Consider the following 460-nt stretch of genomic DNA (forward strand, 5'->3'; position numbering starts at 1 on the left):
GAAGGCTCCGCCCTTGCGTCAAAACGCCGCCAGTCGGGATACGATACGGGTGTTCAAGTCGTATCAGCCCGGAAAGGCGGCCGTTTTGGCAAACAAGGCACACAGCCTGTCGCACACGAAGTGGATGTGCAAGTACCACATCGTGTTCACACCGAAGTATAGGCGCAAACTGATATACAGCCAATACAGGGATTCGCTGGGCGAGATATTCCGCAACCTGTGCAGGTACAAGGGGGTGGAGATAATCGAGGGGCACCTGATGCCCGACCACGTCCACATGCTGGTCAGCATACCTCCCAAGATCAGCGTGTCCAGCTTCATGGGCTACCTCAAGGGCAAGAGCGCGCTCATGATGTTCGACAAGCACGCCAACCTCAAGTACAAGTTCGGCAACAGGCACTTCTGGTCCGAGGGCTACTACGTGTCGACCGTCGGCCTGAACGAGGCGACGATAGCGAAG

1 protein-coding gene is annotated in these 460 nt (G+C 56.7%); it reads left to right on the forward strand.

What is annotated here, in order from left to right:
- Nucleotides 1-85: 85 nt before the first annotated feature.
- A partial coding sequence (gene tnpA, locus NE591_RS12360; protein ID WP_256156758.1) for an IS200/IS605 family transposase occupies nt 86-460 on the forward strand: 375 nt, incomplete at its 3' end.

It is taken from the genome of Adlercreutzia sp. DFI.6.23 (assembly GCF_024462535.1).
GTDB classification, from domain to species: Bacteria; Actinomycetota; Coriobacteriia; order Coriobacteriales; family Eggerthellaceae; genus Adlercreutzia; species Adlercreutzia rubneri.